Annotated in this window: 14 protein-coding genes; 2 read left to right on the forward strand and 12 right to left on the reverse strand. The window is 64.6% G+C overall.

Annotation, left to right across the window (positions count from 1 at the left end; translation table 11 throughout):
- Window positions 1–165 precede the first annotated feature (165 nt).
- The 10 genes from SPR01S_RS01465 to SPR01S_RS01510 all read right to left on the reverse strand — a co-directional run bounded on the left by SPR01S_RS01465 (window position 166) and on the right by SPR01S_RS01510 (window position 15206).
- Window positions 166–1218: a serine hydrolase domain-containing protein gene (locus tag SPR01S_RS01465; protein WP_066583887.1), complete on the reverse strand. Its 1053-nt coding sequence runs from the start codon at window positions 1216–1218 to the stop codon at window positions 166–168.
- 28 nt (window positions 1219–1246) lie between these two features.
- On the reverse strand, window positions 1247–2542 hold the full coding sequence (locus SPR01S_RS01470; RefSeq protein WP_066583889.1) for a hypothetical protein: 1296 nt from the start codon (window positions 2540–2542) through the stop codon (window positions 1247–1249).
- Between the two features lie 190 nt (window positions 2543–2732).
- Window positions 2733–3749, reverse strand: a complete 1017-nt coding sequence (locus SPR01S_RS01475; protein ID WP_066584089.1) for an alpha/beta hydrolase — start codon at window positions 3747–3749, stop codon at window positions 2733–2735.
- Window positions 3750–3804: 55 nt separating this feature from the next.
- Complete coding sequence (locus SPR01S_RS01480) at window positions 3805–5466, reverse strand: carboxylesterase/lipase family protein (protein ID WP_066583891.1); 1662 nt, start codon at window positions 5464–5466, stop codon at window positions 3805–3807.
- Window positions 5467–5512: 46 nt separating this feature from the next.
- On the reverse strand, window positions 5513–6361 hold the full coding sequence (locus SPR01S_RS01485) for a 3-hydroxyacyl-CoA dehydrogenase family protein (protein ID WP_066583893.1): 849 nt from the start codon (window positions 6359–6361) through the stop codon (window positions 5513–5515).
- Between the two features lie 25 nt (window positions 6362–6386).
- Window positions 6387–8420, reverse strand: a complete 2034-nt coding sequence (locus SPR01S_RS01490; protein WP_218016682.1) for an acetoacetate--CoA ligase — start codon at window positions 8418–8420, stop codon at window positions 6387–6389.
- A gap of 149 nt (window positions 8421–8569) precedes the next feature.
- A complete protein-coding gene (locus tag SPR01S_RS01495) occupies window positions 8570–10876 on the reverse strand; it encodes a TonB-dependent receptor (protein WP_066583897.1) in 2307 nt (768 codons plus the stop codon).
- A gap of 149 nt (window positions 10877–11025) precedes the next feature.
- A complete protein-coding gene (locus SPR01S_RS01500) occupies window positions 11026–12114 on the reverse strand; it encodes an AraC family transcriptional regulator (RefSeq protein ID WP_084250850.1) in 1089 nt (362 codons plus the stop codon).
- Between the two features lie 65 nt (window positions 12115–12179).
- Entirely contained in the window at window positions 12180–13856 is a 1677-nt protein-coding gene (locus tag SPR01S_RS01505; protein WP_066583900.1) for a M28 family peptidase, read from the reverse strand.
- Window positions 13857–13859: 3 nt separating this feature from the next.
- Window positions 13860–15206, reverse strand: coding sequence for an MFS transporter (locus SPR01S_RS01510; RefSeq protein ID WP_218016683.1), 1347 nt, complete (start codon window positions 15204–15206; stop codon window positions 13860–13862).
- Between the two features lie 185 nt (window positions 15207–15391).
- Here SPR01S_RS01510 and SPR01S_RS01515 point away from each other — a divergent pair, with 185 nt between their 5' ends.
- Entirely contained in the window at window positions 15392–16480 is a 1089-nt protein-coding gene (locus SPR01S_RS01515) for an AraC family transcriptional regulator (protein ID WP_245661828.1), read from the forward strand.
- A 162-nt stretch (window positions 16481–16642) separates the two neighbouring features.
- On the opposite strand, the gene SPR01S_RS01520 is transcribed toward SPR01S_RS01515, so the two are convergent.
- Window positions 16643–17773 carry an amidohydrolase family protein gene (locus SPR01S_RS01520; RefSeq protein ID WP_066583902.1) on the reverse strand — a complete coding sequence of 377 codons (1131 nt, stop codon included), beginning with the start codon at window positions 17771–17773 and terminating at the stop codon, window positions 16643–16645.
- Window positions 17774–18035: 262 nt separating this feature from the next.
- Here SPR01S_RS01520 and agaR point away from each other — a divergent pair, with 262 nt between their 5' ends.
- Entirely contained in the window at window positions 18036–18806 is a 771-nt protein-coding gene (gene agaR, locus SPR01S_RS01525) for a transcriptional repressor AgaR (protein ID WP_066584093.1), read from the forward strand.
- Window positions 18807–18882: 76 nt separating this feature from the next.
- Here the strand turns inward: agaR and SPR01S_RS01530 are convergent, their stop codons facing one another.
- Complete coding sequence (locus tag SPR01S_RS01530) at window positions 18883–21810, reverse strand: TonB-dependent receptor (protein ID WP_066583905.1); 2928 nt, start codon at window positions 21808–21810, stop codon at window positions 18883–18885.
- Window positions 21811–21920 lie beyond the last annotated feature (110 nt).

Below are 21920 nucleotides of genomic sequence, written 5' to 3' on the forward strand. Positions count from 1 at the left end.
GCTATGCGGACGCAGTTTTCGCTCCTGTGAACCGCTGCCGCGAGATTGCCATGACGCGAATGACCGACGGACTTGTCGTAAGTGACCCGCATGATGATAAGGGACTGACCGGCGCAGCACCGCGGCACCCCAATGGATTCAAGGGTACGTGTCGCCTCTTCCCCACTAGACTTGCGGCAGCGCGCGCATCAGGCGCAGCCAGAGTTGCTGGTCGAAGTCTTTGTCGGAAGCCGCCGCACCGGTGCGAACGACGATCAGGTCCAGACTCGGGACGACATAGAGCCGTCGATCGAGGAAACCGAGCGCGGCGACGAGATCGGCAGGAGCGGCCGGGATCAGCGGCCCAGACTTGCGCTTGCCGTCGGCAGCTATGGTATGATCGCCGCCGTTCAACCACCACAGCCGGCCGTAAGCGGGGTTGCAGCAGGAACGCTCGAACATCGCCTGGAGGCTCTTGGTCGATATGATCCGTCGGCCGTGCGGTGCGACCCCATTTGCCAGGATCATTTGTCCAAAAATCGCGATGTCGCGAGGCGTCGTGACCAGGCCGGTATTGTTGCCGACCCCCGCCAGCGCGGCGGGCCGCTGGCGCCACGCGGTCTCTTTCATGCCGAGCGGCTCGGTCAGCCATTCGCGCGTGATCCGATCCAGCGGCGCCTTGGCCGCGGCCTCCAATATCTTTTTCGTGATCGCGTAGACGGCCGTGTTGTAGAAGAAGCGGGTACCCGCCGGCGCTTCATAGGCAAAGCGTTCGTTGAGACCGGAGCTCATCGTCAGGACATCCACGACGCGGATCGCCGCCTCCTTTTCCGCGGTGGCTTTCGTCCAGCCCGTGCCGATATAGGCGCTGACCGGCTTGGCGACGTCGATCTCGCCTTTGTCTATCGCGATCCCGATCAGGACGGAGACGAAGCTCTTCTGCTGCGAGGCGACATCTTCGAGCAATTGCCCGTCGGCGGTCGAGCCATAGACGAATGTGGCGAACCCCGGGGCGTCAGGCGCCGGCCAGTTTTCTTCGACGAGCGTCGTGCCGTGCCGCAGGATGAGGAAGCCGGTGGTATTCTGGCCTCGCACATAATCCAGCAAGTCCCGCATCTTCGACTCCGCGTCGCGGCTGACAGCAGCGGAGGTCGTGCCCGCCGATGCGCCGACCGGCGTTACCGCTGAGACGGTAAAGGACATCGCCGTGGCGGCCGAAAGTAAAATTGCCCTTCGCATGTTCGCTCCTTCGTCGCTCGGCCTCGCGTCAAGCACCGCGCGCCATTGCCTCCAGCATGGCGCGAAAGCCACGCTTCGCAGCTAGTGTCGCGGGGACGTGGAGGCACCGTTCGTCGTCGTCGCTGACGTGATGATAGGTGTGGATGCCGAACACGCCGGCCGCCGGCGAGTATCCCGCCTTGATGACTTCATCGAGTTCGCCGGCAGAAAGGATCTGGCTCGACACCGGCGCTTCAAAACCCGGCTGGCCGGCGAAAATGCCGCGAGAAAGCGGCAGCAGCGCGGGAGTGACAGAGAGATAGCGTTGGCCATCCACGCTCGGCAACGGCGTCAGCCCGCCGATATCGTGCCAGTCGCAAGCCGCGACATTAGCGCCCAGATGCAGCCAGAAGCGCGTTTTATCGGCAGGTGGCGCGATTTGCTTCATCGCTTCCGCGGCCCCGAGATATTCATATTCGTGCCCGGTATTGCAGATGAACGCGAGATCATGATCAGGCAGACCGTCCCGCGCCCAACGCGCGAGATCGAGCCACGCGGCGACACCCGGCCCGCGCTCCGCGGCGCACACGAACCAGCCCGAGCGGGGCGTCGAGACCACCAGCCAGCGGCCCTTGCCGCGATCGATCCTGCCGACGAAGTTGAATGCCGGCCGCTGCCCGCCCTCGCCGGTAATGGTCAGTTGCGCAGTGCCGCGGCAGATTGCTGCTGCAAGAAAATCGTCCGCATCGCTCGGCGCCAACAGCGCCACGGGGCCGGGAAACATAGGCCGGCGGCCATCGGCGTTGAGCGCGATCACCTTGCCCGTGGGCCCGTTGGTGATGACCACCGCGGCCTTGGCGCCCGCCGCGAAAGCGGAGTCGACCGGTTGCCGCGCGGCCTTGGCCATCATCGACGACCAGCGCGCGGCGGGGAGATCGACAAACGCGATGGCACCGCGCATCGAACCCATGAAGCGGCCCCGTGAATCCACGCGGACCAAGGGACCGGATACGCCCTGCTCCCCCGTGGGGATCACTATCGGCTGCGGCAGCACCTTGGCGGAGGACGTTCCGCAGGTGAGATCGGCCCGCGTCGTTTCGAAATATGGCACCGCGAATTTCTGGCGTTCAATCGCGTAGCCGGCGTTGTGCAGTTCGGTCGCCAGCCATTCTCCGCACGCCATGTCGCCCGGGCCGCCGGCGCGCTTGGACCCGAAGCCGACATAGCGGTGAAGATCCGCCTCGATGCCCGGCTCGGAGGCGGCCGCCGCGCGCGCGGCCAGGCCGGTCAGCGAAAGCGCGGTAGTGACGCCGAGAAACGTGCGCCTGCTGGTATCGATCGTCATGGCCTCTCCCAACATTCCGCCCGCCCCTGATTTGCTATTGTCATATCGCTGAATTTCAATTCTATTTTTGACGCTGCTCTTGAATGACGCGGCGAACTCATCGAGTTGCTCTGGAAAGAAAGGCCGAAGCCTTCATGTCCGACCTCACCATCGCGCGGTGGAATCAAACGCCCGGGTCGCAACACGGCCATTAGCCGGTTCCGGCGGTCGATTTCCTCAGCTTCCTCGGGTCCATCGGCGTCGTCGGAAGCCCGATCGCACGTTTTTGCTCGTCGAAGACGGCGCGCGCCTTCAGGGTGGCGCCGTCAATCCAATTCGGCGGATTGATCTGCCTTCCGATAAATCCCAGGGCCTGGAGCAGCCGGGGCTCCAGCGAGGGGCCAACATGATCGGCCCCGCGCACCAGCCTGTATTCGTGACCGATAGCGGCATCGAAGAGGATGCGGTGCAGAAACTCCGCCCCCTCGTCGAGATAGAGCATGTCCTGGTCGCCGACCTCCAAATAGATGCCCAGCCCGAGCAAGCGGTCCGGGTCGCGCTTTGCGATCGTCGCGGGATTGTTGGCCGCCCAGAAATCGAGGTCGATCGGAGAACCGAAAACGCGCGAGACGATGGCGTCGGACCGCCAGAACTTCACGTACGGACCGACGTCGCGCCAGGACAGAGCAGGTTCGATCGCCGGCTCGAGCGCCGCGACGGCGGCAAATATGTCAGGATGCTTGAAGGCAAGCCGCAAGCTGCCGAGGCCGCCCATCGAATATCCGCCGACGAACGTCAGCCGCCGCTCCTGAGACACGGCCAAGCCAGAGCGTAGGTGCGGCAGGAGATCGGTAAGGACGAACGTCTCCCATCGCTCCGAGCCGTCCTTGAAGTCCATGTAGAGCGAGCGGCCCGCGCTCGGCATCGCCACGACTAGCTGCGGGACTTGTCCCGACCGGATCGCTTCGTCGAGCAACGGCCCGAAGCCTAGCAGGTCGCGCGCGCTTTGATTGCCGCCGTGGAGCAGGAGAAGGAGCGGGTAGCGGCGCGCCGGCGCATCGCCGTAGCCGGGGGGCGTATAGATGCCGACCTCCACGTCACCGGGCACGTTGGCGGAGTGAAGTTTGTCGAAACGAATCCTGCCCACAGGTTCCGCCGCTGCTCCCGCGCTCTGCGGAATGCCCGCGGCCAGGGCCAGCAGCGCCGCCAGGTCTCGACGATTGAACATGCCAGGATTCTCCGATCTCGCGATATCCGCGCAGGCGCCGCGGTCGATGGTCGCTTCAATCGCCCGCGCAGGCGGCATTAGGCGCGGGAAGGATCGGCGCTATCGATCCCGTCCGCCAGTCCCACGGGGTGCCGGCCGCCTTGCGGCGGCACATTATCCGCTCCTGGAGCGCATACATGCCTGGCATGAAATCGCGCCCGGCCTGGGGACCGGTGGCGAACTCCATAAAGGCATGGCCGTCACCGAAGCGGTTCCAGGACGGACCGTTCGCCGCAACCGGCCGCCCGCTCCTCGCGAAGCTCGTCCAATAATCGAGCATCGCCGCCGACAAGTTGCGCTCTGCGGCGGTGTCGGGAATTTTCGGCCAGTTCACCGGCGTGTCGGTCAAGGCCCCGAACACGAACGGGACCTCTCCGGCGTGGAACGCCGTGAGGTCGGCTGCCCGCGCGGCCGGATAATCGTGGCTAAAGAAGTAGAGATAGCCTGGCTGCCCGATCATGGACTGCTTGCGGACGAGTCGTTCGGCCGTCCATCCGAAGATGGTATCGCGCGCGGCGTCGAGCCGGGTCTGGTCAAAATCGCGAGGCGGATAGAGTTTCAGATAAGCATCCGCGAGATCGCCGTAGCGCGCCCGGATCGCAGTTTCATAGGCCTCGGCACTGACCGGCAATGGCGGCAGGAGGAATCGCAGCCCCTTCACCTCGCCACTGTTGAACCCGGCGATGAGCGGTACCGGCGCCTGTTCGCCGTGATCGAACGTATCGACGAGCTGGCGCTTCAGGATCTTGCCGTCGACCGTACCATAGGGAACGTAACCGGCCTTTGCCGATGCATCGACGAGCGTCTGCGCGTTCATTGCGCGCAAGCCGGCGAGCGTCGGGGCGCCGAGCTTGGCCGCCAGCGCCGAACCGATCGCCTCGGCGGAAGGATCGCCGTACGGGCTCCCCCGCAGTTCAGGGCTCGTGAACAGGTAGCCACTCTCGACGATCGCCTTGTCGAACAGGCCGCGCGCAGCCGGAGAGGCGAGCAGATATTCGACGCTGAGTGCGCCGGCAGATTCACCGAAGATCGTCACATTGCGCGCATCGCCGCCGAACGCGCCGATGTTGCGGCGCACCCATTGCAGTGCGGCGACCTGGTCGAGCAATCCGTAATTGCCGGACACTCCGTCCGGGGATTCCTTGCTAAGCTCGGGGTGGGCGAGATAGCCGAGCACGCCGAGCCGATAATTGATCGACACGAGGATGATGCCGCGCTTGGCGAATTCCCTGCCATCGTAGGATTTCGACTGCGAGCTTCCCCAGATCAAAGTGCCGCCATGAATCCATACCATGACCGGCGCGTTGCGGGCATGCGCCGGCGCGGTCACGTCGAGGACCAGGCAATCCTCCGACGTCGCCGGCGGATCGCGACGATACGGTCCCTCCGCCATCGGCGGCTGGATGCAGGCCGGACCCGCTTTCTGCGCAAGGCGGACATGGCGCCAGGCCGGCATCGGCGCCGGCGGCCTCCAACGCCGCGCACCTGTCGGCGGCAGCGCATAGGGGATGGCGCGGAACGTATCGACGCCGTCTTCGCGCACGCCCTCGACCGGGCCGGTCGGCGCAGCCACGATCGGTCCGCCGGCGGGCGCCTGGCGGGCCAGAGCGGGGGCCGATCCGAACGCGAGCATCGCCGCGCCAAGAACGCCAAGGACCGAGCGAAGCAATGTCGTCATGGGATCCCTCCGATTGATCCTATCGATTGTGGCACGGCGCGCCATGTCAGCCTTCGCGCCTGATCCAGCCGGGGCGGGAGCGCCCGCCACCCAGGCCGGCGGCAACGCGCTGCTTCAGGAGCGCGGGAGGCCGGAAGCGTTCGCCATAGGCATCGTGCATGATCTCCTGCGCCTGCAGGCAGAGATCCGAAGTCACCACGTCCATCAGCGCGAACGGACCGATCGGATGGCCGAGCCCGAGCCGGCACGCCGTGTCGAGATCCTCCGGAGTAGCGACGCCTTCCTCCACCAGCCGAACCGCCTCGATGATCATCGCATGGAGCATGCGATTGACCGCGAAGCCTGCCACGTCCTTGATGACGATCGGCGTCTTGCCGATGCCGCGTAGAACCTCCGCGATCCAGCCGGTCCTTGTGGGGTCGGTCTCGAACCCGGCGACGACCTCGACCAACGCCATGCGGGAGACGGGCGAGAAATAATGCGTGCCGAGGAAGCCGGCCCGGCGCTCGGCCGGCAGCGCCGCGGCCAGAGTGGAGATCGGCAAAGTCGACGTGTTGGACGCGATAACGCAGTCGGGCCGGCACACCGCGTCGAGCGACCGCAGGACCGCGCTCTTGACCTCAAGCGATTCGAACACAGCCTCGGTGACGAGGTCGCATTCGGCGAAGGCCGCGAGGCCGGTCGTCGTCACGATGCGCGCCAAGCCGTCGCGGCGCTGATCGGGCAAATAGGCTCCGCGCGCGACGCCCTTGTCCAACAATGCTTCGAGCCGGACGATCGCACGATCGAGCGCCGCATCCTCCCGATCGCTCAGGACCACGTCCATCCCGCCGAGCGCGAAGACCAGCGCGATCTCCGCGCCCATCAATCCGGCGCCAACAACCCCGACCTTCATGCGCAACTCCTTGCAGGCATATCCATCATGCAATCTCCCGCGATCGGTCCATCCACGCCTTGGCACGCGCCAGATACCAGGGGATGACATCGGGATTCGCAATCGCGTCGGGATTGATCACTTTGTCCACCGGCCAACCCTGGAACAGGCGTTTGACCGGCAATTCCTGTTTCTTGCCCGACAGGGTGCGGGGGATCGCCGGCGCCAAGATATACGCGTCGGGAACGAAGCGCGGCGACAAGGAAACCCGGATCGCCGCGGTCATGGCCGCTTCCAGATCAGTGTCCAGCAGATGCCCGTCGCGCGGTACCACGAACATCAGGAGCGTGCTGCCGCCGGCGCCATCCTCGAGATCGATTACCAGGCTGTCCGCGACGCCCGGCACTTCCTCGACCGCCGCATAGATGTCGGCGGTCCCCATGCGCAGCCCGTGCCGGTTGATCGTCGCATCGCTCCGGCCGCTGATGACGCAACTGCCGTCGGGTTCGATCTGCAGCCAGTCGCCGTGCCGCCAGATCCCGGCCCATTCGCCGAAATAGGATGCGCGATAGCGGCTGCCGTCCTCGTCGCCCCAGAAATAGAGCGGCATGCTGGGAAAGGGCTTCGTGCAAACCAGTTCGCCGACGCGTCCGACAACCGGCCGCCCCTCCTCGTCCCAGGCTTCGACCGCCGCGCCCAGGTGCCGGCATTGCAGGCGGCCGGGGGTCGGCGGCAACTCGCGATTGCCCGCCAGGAACGCGGCGGCGATATCGGTGCCGCCCGAGATGTTGCACCACCAGATATCGGGCCGGCCGATGGTGCCGAACTGATCCGACCCCCAAAGTTGCACGTCGGCGGGAAGCGGGGAGCCCGTGCTGCCCAGCGCGCGGATCGCGCGGAGGTCGCCGAGTCCGGCCAGCGCCAGCCCGGCCTTGCGGCAACTCGCGAAAAAGGCAGCACCGGCGCCAAACCAGGTAACCTTGTGGCGCGCGGCGAACGACCAAAGCGGCGTCCAGTTCGGCCGCCCTTTCGCGCCGCCCGGCGAGCCGTCGAAGATGCACACCGTCGTCCCGGTGAGGAGCCCGCCCGCCTGGATGTTCCACATCACCCAGCCAGTCGCGCTGTACCAGTGAAACCGTTCGCCGTGCATCCCCGGCGCGTAGCTCGGGCCGATATCGAGATGCTGGTTGCCGAGGCATCCGGACAGAATGACTCCGCCATGCCCATGGACGATCGCCTTGGGCAGGCCGGTCGTTCCGCTCGAATAGAGAATCCACAAGGGATGGTCGAAAGCCAGCCATTCCGGCTCGAAAGCGGCGACCGCCACGTCATCGCGTGCCTGCGCCGCGACGAGGTCGATCGCCTCGGGGAGCGCAGTCTGGCCATAGCCGCTGCCCATCACGAACAGCGCCGTGACGCTGGGCAAGCCGCGATGCAGGTCGGCGACCGCCGCCGACCGGTCCATCGGCCGGCCGCCGTAGAACACGCCGTCGACGGCGATCAGCGCCTTGGGCGCGACCTGGCGAAAGCGATCGAGCACTGCGGGCGTGCCCATGTCGGGCGAGCACATGGTCCAGATCGCGCCGATGCTCGCGCAGGCCAGGAGTGCGACGATCGCGTCGGGGATATTGGGAAGATAGGCGGCCACCCGGTCTCCGCGGCCGACCCCCTGGCGGCGCAATTCGAGAGCGAGCGAGGCGGTGCGGCGGCGCAGCGCGCTCCAGCTCACCTCAACGCTGTCGCCACGCTCGTTCTCTGCGATGATCGCGGGCTGGCCGGCGGCTTCGGCCGGGACGGCGTGGCGGAATACCTGCCGCGCGTAATTGACCTGGGCGCCGTCAAACCAGGATGCTCCGGGCATCTCGCCGCTAACCACCGAGGTGAACGGCGTCGGCGATTCGATGGCGTGATAATCCCAGACGCTACGCCAGAAGCCGTCGAGATCGCTCGTCGACCATGCCCAGAGCGACGCGTAATCGGCAAAGGCCAGACCACGCTCGCGATGCAGCCAGTCGCGATAGAGGCTCAATTGAGGAACGATGCCCGATGGGTCGCGATAGTGCATGGCAGGGTTACTCATGGGCCTGTCTTGTGCGGTTCGACCGGCGGCGCGCCGGGCGGGGCCCGTTGCGTCCAAGCTGTCGTTCCGGTGTTTGTGGGACACGGGTGCGGACCCGTGTCCCTATCGATCGGTCGGTCGGAATGCCGGCGCGCCGGGCCGGCCGTCGGTCAGAAGTGATGGTAGAGAGTGACGCCGTACATCCGCGGCTCGCCAATCGAGCCCGCCGTATAGGCGATGGCGCCGGCCCGGGTGGTCGACTGGCTGATATAGCGGGTATCGAGCACGTTGCGCGCCCAGGCGGTCAGCGACCATTTCTTGTCCGCCGTGCCCAGGCCTATCGTGGCGTTGAGCAGGCCGTACGAGCGCTGGGCGTTGAGCGGATTGTTGTAGATGTCGAAGAACACCTTGCTCTGCCACTTATAGTCAGCGCGAGCGATGAACTCGAGATGGCCCGACAACGGCACGGTATATTGCGCCGAGCCGTTGAACTGCCATTTCGGCGCCTGAGTCAGCACATGCCCCTGGAGGTTGATCGCGCCCGGCGGCAGCGCCTGCCCGCCCGCGGTCGCCCCGACGCAGGACGGGTCGGTCGGCACGTTGGGATGGAGCGGGTTGTTGTTGCAGAACTTGCCGTAATTCGCCCACAGCCGTGTCGCGGCACCGCTCAGCCGCCACCTCGACGTCGGCGCGGCGTCGAATTCGAACTCCACGCCCTTGATCTTGCCGTTGGCCGAATTCTCCACCTTCGGGAAGTTCACGCCGGTCTGCGCGTTGATGACGAAGACGGTCTGCTGAAGATTGCTATAGTCCGAATAGAAGCCGGTCAGACCGAAGCGAAGCTTCTTGTCGAACAGCGCCAGCTTGGTGCCGGCCTCATAATTCCAGACATATTCGGGATCGAAGCGGTTCACCGGCTGGGTGATGTCGCCGAGCGTGTTGAACCCGCCCGATTTGAAGCCGCGCGACACGCTGGCATAGACCAAGGTGTTAGCGTTCGGCGCGTAATCGAGCGCGAAACGCGGTGTGAACGCTTTCCACGTATCCTTGTCGGCGAGCAGCCTATGGGTGGTTAGGACAGTCGCATCCATCGCATAGGATTTGGTGTCGATCGTGTAGCGCGCGCCCACCGTGGCGCGCAGGCTGTCGGTCAGCTTGTACCGAAACTGCGCATAGCCGGCGTAGGAATCGAGCGTCTCCGACGGCAGATAGACGAGGTAATTGGTGATGCCTGCCGTCGTCAGATATAGTGGCTCGCTCGACTCTCCATGCATGTAGAACAGGCCGGCGACGAGATCGGCGCGGCTGCCGAGATCGGTCGTCCCGGTGAATTCCTGGGTGAACTGCTTGGCGTAGAGACCAATGAGATTGAACTTCGAGGTCGGCGCCGGCGTGAGGTCGACATCGTCGTTCATCAGCCGGATGTCATGCTTGATGAACCCCGTGGTCGAGGTGATCGCCGCGTTCGCGCCGACATCCCAGCGCGCTACCAGGGTCGAGCGGATGTCCTTGACGTCGCGCTGATTGGGCTCGTTGAAATAGAAGGTCAGGTTGCGAATGTCGTTCTGCGGATAGGCATAGCCCGGCACCTGGCTCGGGGTGGGAATGTTGGGGTCGGCGCGGCCGAGCAAGAGGTTGAACGATGGGCTGCTGCGGTCCCGCGTATAATCCACCAGCGCACGCACGCTGAAGCTGGACGACGGCTTGAACAGCAGCTGGCCGCGCACTTCGGCGAGATCGGCATTGTCGTTGCGCCCGCCGGTATAGCCGTTCCTGAGCCAGCCGTCCGCGCGCTCCGCCTGGAAGGATACGCGTGCGAACAGCGTGTCGGACAAGGCTGCATTGACGAAGCCCTTGGCGCCGAGCCTCGCGTAACTCCCCAGTGTGAGCGCCAGTTCGCCGTCGGTCCGATCGGACGGCGCTTTGCTATAGACGTTGATCGCACCGCCCGTCGCGTTCCGGCCGGCGATCGTTCCCTGCGGCCCGCGCAACACTTCGACGCGCTCGATGTCGAGGAACGACGGATTCATCATGAAATGGTTGAGCAGCGGAACGCCGTCGAGCGCGACCGTCACGCCCGACTGGCTGCCGATGTCCTGCCCCGCCTGTCCGATGCCGCGAACCGCGATGAAGACGTTAGTAGAGCGCGTGCCGAATTGCAGGCTGGGGGCCAGCTGGACGAGATCGCCGACCTGCTTCACGCCGGCCTTTTCGAGCGTTGCGCCGGTCACCGCAGTGATCGCGATCGGGATGTTCTGCACGCCCTCCGCGCGCTTTTCGGCGGTGACGACGATGTCGGGGATACTCGACGTGTCCTGCGCTGCGGCGGCATCAGCCGGGGCCGATTGCGGGTCTGCGGTGCCGTTCTGCGGCTGGGTTTGACCTTCGGCAACAGTCGGCAGCAGGCTGGTGCCGCAGATCATGGCCGCGCCGATCAGGTGCATGCGCGTGCGGTGGATCGCGTTGAAGCGTTTCATAGACATCCCCATCCCTTGAGTATTTCTTGGTTTCGTCTGAGGCCGTGGAGGGACCCCGGTCGATGTTGCTAACGCCCGTGGGAAGCCGATTTCCATGACGGGTATGACGCCTTCATTTGGCGCGAATGACGTGTTCACCGGCAAGGGGTTCACGACACGCGCCGATCGTTGAGCATGGCCGTGGCTGCGGCCACCCTGCCCGCGTCTGCGATGTAGCGGGCACGATAGGCGGAAGGCGCCATGCCCGCCCAACCGATGAAGTGCCGCGAGAAACTGCCCGGCTCGCTGAACCCCAGCGCAAAGCCGATCTCGGTGATCGGCATGTCGCTGCCCAGAAGGTACGCGCTCGCCAGCTCGCCGCGCAGGCGCGTGCGGATGTCCTGGAAGGACTCGCCTTCGGTCGCCAGATCGTGGCGAAGACGCCGCGCGCGGGTGCGCAGACGGGCGGCAACCACCTCGACCGGAGCGGACCATAGGCCCGCTTTCTGGAAGTCGATGAGGACCTGCTGAGTGCGCTCCCGCCAGCTCAGCCCCCGCCCCGGCGTATCGAACCAGTCGGGCTCGCCCGAATAATAATCCTCATATTCGCGGATCGAGCTGTGCACTAGGCGGACGGTCAGGTCGTTCCAGTCATAGGACAGGGCGTCGACCGGGGCGTCGAACTTCACCGGGCACCGGAACAGCGCGAAGCGGTCGAACCCGTTCGCCTGAACCGGCCGGGGACCCCGGATCGAAAGCCCGCGCAGCGCGAGCGGCCGGCCGATCAGCCAGCTGAAGAATTGATAGATCCAGACGAAGCGTATCCACACCAGGATGTCACGATCGACGCCCGGGATCGTCGCATATTTGCAGATATGCTGGAGGCCCGAGCCGTGCTCCTCGGTGATGCCCGGCCCGACGTCGTCGGAGATCGCGTCGGTGAAGCGGATACTGACCCGCAATGCCTCGCCGAAGGTCGCGCAATGCAGGAAGGACAGCAGGCGTTCGGTCTCCAGCGCCAGCCGGCAACCCTGCGCGAAGAAGCCGAGATAGACGTCGTCTAGCGAGAACTGGATCTGCCGGATGAGCCGCACCAGCGCCCGGCCGTCGATGTTCGCCAGCGGATTGCCATAGACGTCGGGGTCGATCCGCGCGTTGACGAGCAAGTCCCGCGGATCGCGCCCCTTCAGGACCGCGCCCTGCAGGAGCTTGCCGACCGCGTCGCCATCCAGTCCTTGTTTGAACAGCATTCCGTGCATGGGTCACTCTCGCTTGGTCGCGCACTGTCGCGGCGCGGCGGTTCGCGGCGGGCCGGTGCGGCCCGCTAGGGGGTGGGAGGACAATTGGCCGCTGGCGGCCAAGCACCTCCCTGGAGCTGCGGTGTCGGGGCATCGGCGACCTGCGCGACGAAGAATGCGTAGAAGCGCGCGGCGCGCTCGAGCGCTTCGGGGGTGACCGAATAGAGATCGTCGCCGGAGGTGTGATAGACCGTGCCGGACGCGATCATCTGGGTCTGCGGAACACTCTTGAGGTCGACGAACCCGTTGAGGTCACCGGGCAAGGCCCGGTCGACCATCCGCTGCGCCTCGAGGCCGAAACAGCGGATGCCCTGGCGCCACAGGTCGACCAGGACAGGAGCGCGATTGCTGACCCCGATCTGCTTGGGAAGATCGCCGGTTGCAGCGACCATGCGCGACCCGAAATTGTCGTTCTGCCGCTCGATATAGGAGCGCATCATTGCCGTCTGCGCGACATGCTCGATGTTCAGGATCAGGTCGGCCCTGGCGATATAGTCGCGGTCGTGTGCCGCCCGGAACGCCCGAACCCCATTGGCACCCCCGCTATGATGGCCGGCGCTCGCCAGGAACACGAGCGTGCGTTCGAGCCTGCCCTGCCGGGCGAAATGCCGGGCGAGCGCGAGCATCACGGCGACGCCCGAGCCGTTGTCGTCCGCGCCCCCGAACCAGCCATCGGCATGCGCGACGACGATTAGGGTGCGATCGGTCTTGCCGGGAATGGTCGCGACGACATTGGCGATCTCGCCGTCGAGCGTTTCCGACCGGGCGGTGAGCGTCGCGGTGACCGTCTTTCCCGCCTTGGCCGCCGCGCCCAAGAGGTTCTGCAGGAAGAATCCGTCCTCGCCGCCGACGGTGAAGCACAGCTGCCGGCCGCAACCATGGCGGTCGCGATCGAAGCTCTTGAAATTGCCAGGTTGCACCAGGATCTCGATCACGCCGACGGCGCCGGCCGCCATCACCGCGCCGATACGCCTGGCGGGAACCGCGGCGTAGATGCTCGGATCGGGCGTAGTGAAGATCACCGCGATCCTGCCGCGCAGATCGCGTCCGGCGAGGTCGGCGTCGAGACCCTGCCCGGCATAGACAAGCGGCGCGGTGATCGAGCCGTTGACCGGCCCCTCGCCCCCAACCATCGCCGAGTGGAGGACGAGGTCGCGGCTGCCATGGCCCATCGCCTCGCTGCCCTCCAGGCGGATTTCGCCCGCGACCGGAAGGCTGACGCTGCTGGCCTGGAAGGGTTCGCGCCGGGCATCCTTCAGGCCGGCGGCGGCGAACTGGGCGGTCAGCCAGTCGACCGTCTTGCGATAGGCAGGGCGGCCGGTGACCCGGCCCCATAGATAGTCGCCTGCAGCCTTGCTCTCCCGCGAGAAGCCGACCAGCGTCGCCACGTCGCGGCGGATCGCTACGCCGCCCAATACCGCGTCCATCGGCCCGGGCGCGAAGGACGTCGGCCGCGCGGGCAGATCGGTATGAACGGTGTCGACCGCGCCTTGATCGGGGTCGGTCTCCAGCCCCGGCGGGCGCAGACCGAACCACGCAGTCGTGCCCGAGCTCGCGGGTGCTACCGCGCCCATGAACGGAAAGGTCTTGGACGGTGCCCGTTGCGCGACCGCGGCATGGCAAAGCCCCAGCGCCGCCGGCACCAACAGGACGGGGATGAGCCGGTCAATCCCGGCGCGCGGCACCGACCGGTCCCTTTCCATGGATCAGCTCCCGACCCCTACAGCGAGGGTCGGGACGCCGTTTTCCTGCGCGAGTTCCCTCGCGCGCCGGGCATGGAGCAACGTGACGCAGATCAGCGAAATCAGGCACGTCGCGGCCATGAACACCGCCACCGCGACGCTGTTCCTGAACACGGCGAACAGCGTTGCGGCGATCATCGGCGTGAACCCGCCGCCGAGCAGCACGCCTATCTGGTAGCCGAGCGACGCGCCGGAATAGCGGACCTTGGTCGCGAAGAGCTCGGCGAACAAGGCTGCCTGCGGTCCGTACATCATCGAGACGACGCACAGGCCGACTGTGATGGCGGTGCAGGCGCCGGCGATCGTGCCGGTCTCCAGCAACGGGAAGAAGGCGAACGACCAGAGACCGGTCGCGATACAACCGAGCTGGAACAGTCCGTAGCGGCCGACCCGATCCGAGATGTGCGCGACGATGATCAGCGCCGGGATCATGAACAGGCTGCCGACCATGATGCAGCCGAGCATCATCTCGCGCGACAGGCCCAAGGTCGCGGTCCCGTAGGAGATGACCCAGGTGATGATCACGTAGAAACAGGTATTGCTCGCGATGAACGCGCCACCCGCCAGCAGAATCAACTGCCAGCTCGACGCGATGACCCGCAGGATCGGCGAGCGCTGCAGCTCGGGCTGGTCGTTCTCCAGTCCGGTCGCGGCGAGCGCCTCGAATTCGCGCGATTCCTCCATGCGCAAGTGGACGTAGAGGGCCAAGCCGACGACCACGATGCTGAGGAGGAAGGGCAAGCGCCAACCCCAGGCCGCGAAGGCCTGGGGCGACATCAGGCCGCCGGAGAGGAAGAAGGCGATATTGGCGAGCACCACGCCCGAGGGCACCCCGATCTGCACAAAGCTGCCGAACAGGCCGCGGCGACCTTCGGGCGCGTTCTCGATGGCGATCAGCGCCGCCGCCCCCCACTGCCCGCCGACCGCGAACCCCTGGAGGAAACGCAAGAGGATCAGCATCAGCGGCGCGAGCGCCCCGACCGTTTCATAGGTCGGCAACAGGCCCACCAGCAGCGTCGACAGGCCCATCGTCATCAGCGCGACGACCAGCGTCTTCTTGCGCCCATGGAGATCGCCGAAATGGCCGAACACGACGCCGCCGAGCGGCCGGGCGATGAACCCGACGGCAAAGGTGCTGAACGCGGCAAGCTGCGCCACGAACGGCGACAGATCGGGCGAAAAGAAGAGATGCGGGAACACCAGCGCCGCTGCCGTGCCGTAAACGAAGAAGTCGTACCATTCGACGCCGGCGGCGCCGATCGACGTCAATGCCAGCCGCAGCGTCGATCCGCGATAAGGTGTGCCAGCCACTAGTGGCCGCCCGCGCGCGATAGATCCCGCCTGCCCGTCATGATCCTGTCTCCTCTCCCGCGCGCCGGGCGCCATGCCGCCGATCTTGGTGACGGCGTTGGGGACACGATAGAGATTGAACGGGCGACAAGTGAGTGCTCTATCGGACAGATGTGTGTCTTTGGCGGACAAAAGGGGGTATATTCGTGACCCCTGGCGATCAGGACGACCGCGGTGCCGCGGCCGCTGGATCGCCGGCGCGGTCGCGTTCCCACGGCCTGCCGTTGCTCAACCAGAAGATGTTCGCGCCCTACAAGATCGCCGTGCTGATCGATGCGGTCGCGCCGCGGGGCATCGGATCTGGAACTGTCCTCGCGCGAACCGGCCTGACGCCGGCCGAGGTTGACGACCCACACACTTTGACCTCGATCGGCCAGTATCTCACGGCCTATGACAATGTAATCGCCGCCGGTGCCGACCTCGGCCTTGCCTATGCGGTCGGGGCGCGGCTCCATCTCTCGGCCTATGGCATGTATGGTTATGCCCTGATGTGCTCGCCGACGATGCGGGAGTTCTTCGACTTCGCCGTCCGCTATCATCTATTGGCAACCCCGACGATCACCCTGGGCTGGCGGCAGGAAGGCGCGCTCGCGATCTGGGATTTTCGGGAAGTCTACGCCGAGATCATGAGCGCCGACCTCAGGAACTTCGTGCTCCGCCAACAGATGATGCAGACCTCCACGCACATGCGCGACGTGGCCGGAACGGCGGTCACGCCCATCAGGGCGCTGTTCGGGCTGCCGGATTCAGGAACTACGGCTGCCGACGAAGACGTACTGGGCTGCCCCTGTCTGTTCGGCCAGGCGGCGCACGAGCTGCATTATCCGGCGAGCATCCTGGAGCGCGCGCCCGAACTCGCCAATCGCCTGACCCGCGCGATGCTCGAGGAGACCTGCGATCGCCTGATCGGTCAGGCCAAGACGAGTTCCGGCATCGCCGGCGAAGTTTATCAACTGCTGATGCTGGCGCCCAACCGCTATTCGTCGATGCAGGCGGTCGCGGTAAGGCTCGGCATGACAGAGCGGACGCTGCGGCGACGGTTGGACGACGAGGACAGCAGCTATGCGGACATCGTGGACGACGTCCGCCGGAAGCTAACGCTCGAATATCTGCACACCACCCGGTTGAGCGCCGACGACATCGCGCTGAAGGTCGGATTTAGCGACAGCTCCAACCTGCGGCGTGCTATCAAGCGATGGACCGGGCAGACGATCGGCGACCTGCGCAAGGCCTGAATGCATCGTGCGGCAGCCGAAACGGCCGCTATTGGGGCGCAATGCTCTTGCGGCGAGCTCGTACCTGCATTCTATTTCCTCGCTGGACTGGCGTGCCGGCCGTTCGGGCGATCGCCGCGAAAGTACCGCCCGTCACCCAGACCGCTGCGCGCCTCCGCAGGATCACTTGCCACGCAGGTAGATCCGGTGCGCATTCTTGTAGTAGATTTTGTCGATTACCGAGCGCGGTAGCCCCAATCCTTTCACGTCGGCTTTGATCTCTTCAATGCGCTGCGATTGTGGAGTTGCCAGATAGCGCCAGTCCGAGCGCCAGGCGTGATCGACCTCGGTCGCCAGATGGTCGATATCCACCGGCGGATTCTCGACCGGCTTGGCCGGATCGGGGGGATTGTCGGCGACGTCGGTGCCGTACATCAGCCGGTCCTGATACTTGATGAAAAAGGCGCGGACCTTCCCGTAATCCTGGTTCGACTGATATTGGATTTGCGTCATGCGCGCGGCGAGATCGACGTTCGCGTTGGGAAAGCGATCGAGGAACGTCGCCAGCCGGTCGACGCTCCATTCCAAGCTGGCCATATGGGCGCCGACGAACGACAGTTTGGGATGAAAGGCGACGAAGCGGTCGCGCGCCGCCATCAGCATTTCGTAGCTCGGCTCCTCAGGGTGCAAATACATGTAATATTGCGGGTGATCGCGGAAATAGCCGCGATCATTGTCGGTCGTCATCTGGTCGAGCGGCAGCCAGCAATTGAGCGGCTCACCCTGATGCGCGATCAGCGGAATGCCGATCTTCTCGATATGCGCCATGATGGCGTCGAAGCGTGGATCGTCGAGGAAGACGCGCTTGCCGTCCTGATCCTTCACGACCATGCCGATATTCTTCCACACCTTGACCGCGACCGCGCCCTTGGCGACCGCGGCGTCGATCGTGGCGATCGCTCGCTCGCTCCAACCCGGCTCGCCGAACCCGTCCATCGAGAAGGCAGTGGCAAAGTGGAAGATCTTCGGGTCCTGCGCTTTATGCTCCTCGGCAGCCTTCGCCTGCAATTTCAGCGGAGGAAAATCGGGATAGTCGACGTTGATCGACAAGAGCTCGAAACCGTCCTTGCGGGCGATGTCGATGAAGGCGGTCCGCGCGACATTGTCATGCACATGCGCATCGAATTTGGGGACACGGGCAAAATCGGCCTCGCTATAGGTCCCCTGACCGCTAGCCTGCGCCTGCACCGGCTGGGCGGAGGCCGCCGCGAGAGACAGGATCGACGCCATCATCAAGCCACCGTGCAACCGCATAACATCTCCCTGGATTTCATATGAAATGAAAGATATCAACCAAGGAAAGCCTAGCATTGACGAGATATTAGGCGCAAACCGTTTTATGTATGTTTCATTATATATTGCCGCCGCGCGAAAGATCGTGCCCCTCGCCGACACGACGCGAACGTGAGTGCTTCAGCTTGAACAGCCCTGCGAGATGCCGCGCATTGCCCCATCACCGCAAGAAAACGCATGGAGACATCCACGCTTTGCCGCTAGAAATCGCGCAGGAGGCATGATGCGGGATACAAGTCGGCGACGTCAGGAAATCATCGGGATGCTGCAGGACCAAGGCAGCGTCCAGGTGCATTCCCTGTCCGAGCAGTTCCAGGTTTCCACCCAGACGATCCGTAAGGACCTGGCGTTCCTCGAGGCGCGCGGCGTGTCGGTTCGCTGCTATGGCGGCGCCGTCGCGGCGGGCGTGATCGGCGTGGCGGACGAAGATCCGGTCGACACCAAGCGCGTCCTGCACATAGCCGAAAAGGAGAGGATCGGCCGCCTCGCCGCCTCGATGGTGAAACCGGGCGAGGCGATCATTCTCGATTCGGGAACGACCACAGCGCAGATCGCGCGCTTCCTGCCCGACGATGCCGACATCGTCGTCCTGACCAACGACGCGGATATCCTGAGCCAGCTGGTTCACAAGAAGAATATCGAAATTGTCCTGCTCGGCGGGCGGTTGCGCCGCAAGAACATGGCCTTTTACGGCGGACAGACCGAGGCCGCGCTCGATAGCCTGCAGGTCGACCGCCTGTTCCTCGGCGTCGACGGCATCGATCTGCAGCGTGGCATCACCACGCATTTCGAGGCCGAGGCCGCGCTCAATCGCAAGATGGCGCACGTCGCGCGCGAAGTCGTCGCGGTGACCGACAGCAGCAAGTTCGGCCGCACCTGCCTCCACCGGATCATGGGTATCGAGGAAGTGAACGTGCTGATCACCGATGACGGCGCGCCCGAGGAAAGCCTGGAGCAGGCAAGCAAGCTCGGCTGCGATATCCGTATCGCCTGATAGCCGGCCTAGCACGGCCGCGCATGTCTCCGCGCCAAGGGGCCGGACCGATCCGCCGGCCCGGCCCGGAGATCGATCAGAACCCGAAGCGAACCCCTGCCGTGAACGTGCGGCCATAGGATGTGTAGCCCGCGCCGACGCTGCTCCCGGTCCCGACCGCGCCAGACGCCCATACGATGTTGCGATCGCCGTTGAGATAGGTGCGGACGATCGAGTTGGTCAGATTGCGTCCCTCGACATACAATTTGATCCGCTTGGTGACGTTGAACGAAGCGGTCGCGGTCACCCAGTCATAGGCGCTGGCGATCGCGGGCATGCCATCGACTTCGGTGAAGTTCGCATAAACGAACGAGCTCGAATGGTCCCATGACACGCTGAGCGATACGGGCCCCTTTTCGTAGAACGGATTGATCGACCAGGTCGTCGGCGAGACGCCCGCCTCCTGCCCGGCGTTTTGGCCGTTGATCGTCGTCTGGCTCCAGGTGTGCGTGAATTGCGCGCGGATGCCGAAGCCGTTCTTCAGCATGTGCTGCCAGCTGAACTCGACACCATAAATCTTCGCATTGTCGCCGTTGATCGGCTGAACCACGCTGTACAGCAGCGGCGCGCAGGGCTTGCCGTTGAAACAGCCGACCGCACCGATATCGACATTGTTGACCTCGACCGAGGTAATGTCGTTGCGCAGTTTTTTGCCGAACAACGCGACCGAAACCATGTCGTTCTTATGGTAATACCATTCCAGCGACGCGTCGGCCTGCCACGATTTGATCGGCTTCAGGTTCACGTTGCCGCTATAGCTGACGACATAATCCTGGTTGCTGCTGTTGTCGGTCTGGGTCGGCGCGAACTGATTGAGATTCGGCCGCGCGATCGTCTCGGCGACCGCCAGACGCAGGTGGAGATTGTCGGTGAAGCCATAATTGAAGTTCATCGACGGCAGCGGCAGCGTGTAGCTGCCATGCGCCGAGATCGGGGTCGCGTCCGAATATACGACTACCGCAGAGGCGGTCGGATTCGCAGTATCGGCGACGGTGACCGATATGATCTTGTTGATCGCGGTCGAGGCGGTCGTCTGCGTATTGACCAGGCGCAGGCCGATATTGCCGTTCCAGCGGCGTCCGCCGAACGAGGCCTCGACATAGCCGGACAAGGTGCGCTCGCTGACGACGTAGGAGTTCACCGCGTTGAATTGCGGCAAGCTGTCGGCAAAATGATAGACGCCCTCTCCCGACGTGTAATTCGGCGTTCCGTCGAGCGACTTAAGACCGGCGAGCAGGTTCTGCGCGTTGATCGCCAGCATCGTGGTCGGAAAGCTGCCGCCCGCGCCAGAGAAGAAATTGGGGAAGTTGAAGGTCGAGATGACGTTCTGGCCCATCGTCGCGAAAGTGATCGGTCCTGGCTGGCCGGGCATCGTATTGTAGAGCGAGCTGTATTGGCTGGAACCGTTGGTCCAGTCGTTGCTGATGTCGCGCCGCGATTTGGACCGTTTGAGATAAGCGGCGCCAAAGCTGATGCTCTTCAGAATGCTGTTGTCGAACGTATAGGTGCCGTCCAGCTTGGCGCCGGTCACCGTATCCTTGATCGAGAAACCGGACAGCCCGTCATAGTGGGTGCTCCACAGATTCTGATTGTCGAGCTTGCCCGAGGCGAGCGCGGTCGCATAGTCCGATCCGTCCGGCAGCGTGACGCTGATGTTGGGCATCGCGTTCGGGTTGGCCGAGAAGGTCAGCGTGTTCTGATTGTAGGGGGTCGGTGAGACGAGCCCCGCGGTCAGGAAAGTGTCAGTCCCGCCTTCCGGCCGGTTCGCCTGCGAGCGATAGGCGTCGGCGCGGAACGACAGTCTCGACGAGGCATCCCACTGGACATTGGCGCCGACCAGATAGGTGTCGACGACGCGGTGGATCGTCTGGTTGACGAGTTCGGGCGTGAAATTGTTGGTCGTGAACTTGGTGATGAAACCGTTCTGAACCGTCACGTTCGACCATTCGGGCAGGCCATTCTGGTCGTAGGTGAAGCCCGGGAAATAGGATTGGTTGTACGCGACCTGCGGGTCGTTGAGCTTGGTGTACATGCCGTCGAGCGTGACGTGCAGATTGTCCGCCGGGCGCCATTCCACCGTGCCGGTCAGCGCGAATCTCTTCTTGCGGTCGACTACCGAACCGAACTGGATGCAGCACAAGCCGACCACCGGTTGCGCATTGGCAGGCGGCGGCGAATCGACCGTCGGCCCGACCGGCCAGACGCCCGGGCTGCTCGCATCCCAGGATGAGTAATTCAGCGCGTCGGTGCGGAACTTCTGGTCCGACCACACCACGCCGAGCAACGCGCCGAAGGTGCCCGAACTGTTGGTGTCGCTGATGAAGCCGGAGACCTTGTAGCCGCCGTAGCGCGACATCTGGTTGAAATTGCCTTCGGCGCGCGCGGCGATGTGGAAGCCGGTGTGATCGAACGGCCGTGCCGACCGCAGGTTGACGGTGCCGCCGATGCTGCCCTCGGTGGCGCTAGCCTGCGGCGACTTGAGGACGTCGGCGCCCGAAATCACGTCCGAGGGGAGGATGTCGAACGCGAAGTCGCGGCCGTCATCGTCGGTCGCCAGGATACGGTCGTTGAGCGTCGTGATATTATATTGCGAGCCGAGGCCGCGGACGCTGACATACTGGCCCTCGCCACCCGTCGTGCGGTTGATCGTTATGCCGGTGATATGCTGCAGCGAGTCCGCCACGTCGCTGTCGGGGAAACGGCCCAGTTCGGTCGCGTTGACCGAATCGAGCACGACGGTGGCGCTGCGCTTGATCTCGACCGACTTGTCGAGGCTGCCGCGGATGCCGGTGACGACGATATCGTTTGCCGCCTTATCGGCCGCGGCGGTGTCGGACAGAGTGTCCGACGACTGAGCCTGCGGCGCCGGTTCGGGCTGGGTTTGAGCCATCGCCGCCACGGGGAGCGACGCCAGCGCCACGACGAAGATGCTGGCACCGGTACGCAGAAGAAGACGTGAGGCCATGATTTTCCCCTCAATCAGCCGTAAATTTCAGTATGTTTCATTCTGTGGTTGGTTTTTGCGCAACGCAACCCTTTTTTGTCATATTATGGCAACGCCACTCTGAAAGAGCG

This window comes from Sphingomonas pruni NBRC 15498, assembly GCF_001598455.1.
GTDB classification, from domain to species: domain Bacteria; phylum Pseudomonadota; class Alphaproteobacteria; order Sphingomonadales; family Sphingomonadaceae; genus Sphingomonas; species Sphingomonas pruni.

What these genes read in the sequence shown, in the direction of transcription:
- SPR01S_RS01465 (WP_066583887.1), bottom strand. Translation starts at nt 1,218, where the DNA reads ATGCGAAGGGCAATTTTACTTTCGGCCGCCACGGCGATGTCCTTTACC.
- SPR01S_RS01470 (WP_066583889.1), bottom strand. Translation starts at nt 2,542, where the DNA reads ATGACGATCGATACCAGCAGGCGCACGTTTCTCGGCGTCACTACCGCG.
- SPR01S_RS01475 (WP_066584089.1), bottom strand. Translation starts at nt 3,749, where the DNA reads ATGTTCAATCGTCGAGACCTGGCGGCGCTGCTGGCCCTGGCCGCGGGC.
- SPR01S_RS01480 (WP_066583891.1), bottom strand. Translation starts at nt 5,466, where the DNA reads ATGACGACATTGCTTCGCTCGGTCCTTGGCGTTCTTGGCGCGGCGATG.
- SPR01S_RS01485 (WP_066583893.1), bottom strand. Translation starts at nt 6,361, where the DNA reads ATGAAGGTCGGGGTTGTTGGCGCCGGATTGATGGGCGCGGAGATCGCG.
- SPR01S_RS01490 (WP_218016682.1), bottom strand. Translation starts at nt 8,420, where the DNA reads ATGAGTAACCCTGCCATGCACTATCGCGACCCATCGGGCATCGTTCCT.
- SPR01S_RS01495 (WP_066583897.1), bottom strand. Translation starts at nt 10,876, where the DNA reads ATGAAACGCTTCAACGCGATCCACCGCACGCGCATGCACCTGATCGGC.
- SPR01S_RS01500 (WP_084250850.1), bottom strand. Translation starts at nt 12,114, where the DNA reads ATGCACGGAATGCTGTTCAAACAAGGACTGGATGGCGACGCGGTCGGC.
- SPR01S_RS01505 (WP_066583900.1), bottom strand. Translation starts at nt 13,856, where the DNA reads ATGGAAAGGGACCGGTCGGTGCCGCGCGCCGGGATTGACCGGCTCATC.
- SPR01S_RS01520 (WP_066583902.1), bottom strand. Translation starts at nt 17,773, where the DNA reads ATGCGGTTGCACGGTGGCTTGATGATGGCGTCGATCCTGTCTCTCGCG.
- agaR (WP_066584093.1), top strand. Translation starts at nt 18,036, where the DNA reads ATGCGGGATACAAGTCGGCGACGTCAGGAAATCATCGGGATGCTGCAG.
- SPR01S_RS01530 (WP_066583905.1), bottom strand. Translation starts at nt 21,810, where the DNA reads ATGGCCTCACGTCTTCTTCTGCGTACCGGTGCCAGCATCTTCGTCGTG.